This is a genomic window from Gottfriedia sp. NPDC056225, from assembly GCF_042267765.1.
GTDB lineage: Bacteria > Bacillota > Bacilli > Bacillales > Bacillaceae_G > Gottfriedia.
The window spans coordinates 1-3190 of record NZ_JBHJTJ010000118.1; the positions used below are offsets into that span (position 1 = coordinate 1).

Here is a 3190-nt window from a genome sequence, read left to right on the forward strand (position 1 = left end):
CTATTGTATTGGATGTTAAAAGACGAAATGAATACAAATAAAAAGTAAAATAGCATATTATTAAATAGGCTATTTCACTTTTAAATTTAGTGAGAAAAATGACAAAATGAAAGGTGCTATTTTTTCATCCTCCAATTGATAGTATTGTAGTCCACTTTAAAGAGTATGATAAATCCGAACAATTTTTTTTGAGTATATTACGACTCTAATTTGACTCCAATTAACATTAATATCTAATGTTTTAATCGATTTGCAGTATTCCAAGAACCTTTAGGAATATGAAAATTTTATTTAAAATATTTAAATGAATATTGAGTGGGAATAATACAAAAGGCTATAATCTCTTTTTAATAAGGGGGTATAGCCTTTTTTTATTAATATGTTGAATCTTCAAAAAAGGATTTAGAAGAAAAAATGTCTAATAGAAGATTGTGAGCACTAGCAGACGCATCAAATTATTGGTATCTTTGCTTGGAGAATTGTGCATTTTAGAGATGTAGATGAGTTTTTTTAGAAAAGATTTCAATACATATTTTAACTAAGTAAAAGAATTGGGGGTTTGATGAATGAAGATTAAAGGGTTTGGCGGCATTTTTTGGAGAACTAATGATATTGAAGCATTAAAGAAATGGTACAAAGAAACATTGCTAATATCTCTAGAAGAGTGGAATGGAGCAATTATTAAACCAGATTCGGATAACGAAACAATATTCTCTCTATTTAAACACGACAGTGAGTATTTTCCGAAAGAACAATCGGTCATGTTAAATTTGCAGGTAGATGATCTTAACGAATGGGTACATCATTTTAATGGAATTGGTGTAAAACTACTAAAAGATCCTGAAATTGGGGAATACGGAGCATTTGCATGGATTTCAGATCCTGATGGTAGATGGATTGAACTTTGGGAGAAGAAATAGTATAGGTACAATTAAAAAAATTTAAAAAGCTATAATCTCTTTTAAAATAAGTGGAAATTGCTTTTTTGTACGATAAATTTTTATTATTGACCAGTTTATAGTACAATAATTATAAGAATTTACTGTGAATTAATTGGTTTTTATGACCGAAATATGAATTACCAAATGAATAAGTATAATATAATAACTAAAATATGGTAAAAACGAACGAAAACGAATATTTTATTAAAAATGTTCGTTTTTTCTGTTGACACTAATTAAATCTGATTGTAATATAAGGATGTAAAATAAATAAAGAATTTGTCATAACTTGTCGTATATGCTAGTGAATATGGACTAGCGTCTCTACCCGCCACCGTAAACGGCGGACTACGAAGTGATGATTTTTGAATGTTACTAACCCGCTATTTAGCTATTATTCTACTATTCTAGGGTTAATAAGTTCAAAATGAAACTACTCGTGATAGGCGCTTTTACCAATGTGTAAAAGTGCCTTTTCTATTTTCTAAATAGAGACCGACTTTTAAGACTAAAACTTAGGAGGATCACATGAAAGAACGTATCAGTAATTATTTTGAGTTCAACAAGTTAGGTACATCATATCGTCAAGAAACAATTGCTGGATTAACTACATTCTTAGCGATGGCTTATATATTATTCGTAAATCCATCAGTTTTATCATTATCAGATATAAAGGATTTTCCTGAAGCATTAAGAATGAATAAAGAAGCGATTTTCGTTGCTACATCATTAGCGGCAGCATACGGATCGATTTTAATGGGTATATATGCAAAATATCCAATTGCTTTAGCACCTGGTATGGGATTAAATGCTTTCTTTGCTTTTAACGTAGTTCTTGGAATGGGTGTTCCTTGGCAAACTGCATTAGCTGGTGTATTTGTTTCAGGTATTATTTTCATCATTCTTTCATTAACAGGTCTTCGTGAACAAATTATAAATGCAATTCCAATTGAATTAAAATTAGCAATCGGTAGCGGTATTGGATTCTTTATTACTTTTGTTGGTTTGAAAAATTCAGGTATCATCGTCAGTAACCCTGCAACATTTGTTGCGTTAGGTAAATTTAATGAACCTGGTGTTTTATTAACGATTTTCGGTTTAGTAATTACAGTAGTATTAATGGCTAGAAAAATTAAAGCTGGTGTATTTTTAGGGATGATCATCACTGCTATTGCAGGAATGGTTTTTGGAATTATCGATTTACCGTCTTCAGTTGTTGGTCCGGTTCCAAGTATTGCTCCGACTTTTGGTCAAGCAATTAAACATATTCCAGATGTATTCTCTTCAGGTAAAATGTTTGCTGTAGTATTAACTTTCTTTATTGTAGATTTCTTCGATGCAACTGGAACATTAGTAGCAGTAGCTAACCAAGCTGGTTTATTAAAAGAGAACAAGCTTGAAAGAGCAGGTAAAGCATTAATGGTTGATGCAACAGCTGTAGTAGTTGGTTCAACTTTAGGTACAAGTACAACGACTTCTTATATTGAGTCAACTGCTGGTGTAGCTGCTGGTGGTCGTACAGGTTTCTCTGCTGTAGTAACAGGTATCTTATTCTTATTAGCATTATTCTTCGCACCACTTTTAGGAGTAGTAACTGCAGCGGTAACTTCACCTGCATTAATAGTAGTCGGAGTATTAATGGTTTCTTCAATTGGTCAAATAGATTGGAAGAAATTCGAAATTGCGGTACCAGCATTCTTTACAATCATTGCAATGCCTTTAACTTATAGTATTGCAACGGGGATTGCAGTTGGTTTCATTTTCTATCCGATTTCAATGATCGCTGCTGGAAAAATTAAAAAAGTTCATCCAGTAATGTACGTATTGTTTGTAGTGTTCTTGCTATTCTTAGCATTCTTTAGAGAATAGGTTAATAAATAGAACGGTTAAAAAAAACCAGCCTTCAAATTAGAAGGCTGGTTTTTTTTTGATCTCATATAGAAGGTAGTATTGAGATAAATATATTCCATCCTAATAATTCAGAATAATAGTTCTTTTAATTTAGTGTTGTAATTAATCTAAATAACTGATATATTATTCTATGTTGTCCCAAATAAGGGAAAACAAAACAAAATAAAAATCAAAAACATTTAAAAAGTTGTTGACTAAAACAAGCTTTAAATGTTAAGATTTAAAAGTCGCTTCTGAGCGGCGGAAAATGAACTTTGAAAACTAAACAAAACATGAAGTAAACGTCAATTATTAGTTTTTTGAGCAATACAAGATTTAAACTTAACTTTTATGGAGAG

2 protein-coding genes and 1 riboswitch are annotated in these 3190 nt (G+C 31.0%); both genes read left to right on the forward strand.

The window, feature by feature from the left end:
• The first annotated feature begins 566 nt into the window (after positions 1 to 566).
• Positions 567 to 920, forward strand: coding sequence for a VOC family protein (locus tag ACFCYN_RS25230; protein WP_375952899.1), 354 nt, complete (start codon positions 567 to 569; stop codon positions 918 to 920).
• Positions 921 to 1213: 293 nt separating this feature from the next.
• A riboswitch (purine riboswitch) is annotated at positions 1214 to 1312 on the forward strand.
• 169 nt (positions 1313 to 1481) lie between these two features.
• On the forward strand, positions 1482 to 2810 hold the full coding sequence (locus tag ACFCYN_RS25235) for an NCS2 family permease (protein ID WP_172447766.1): 1329 nt from the start codon (positions 1482 to 1484) through the stop codon (positions 2808 to 2810).
• Positions 2811 to 3190 lie beyond the last annotated feature (380 nt).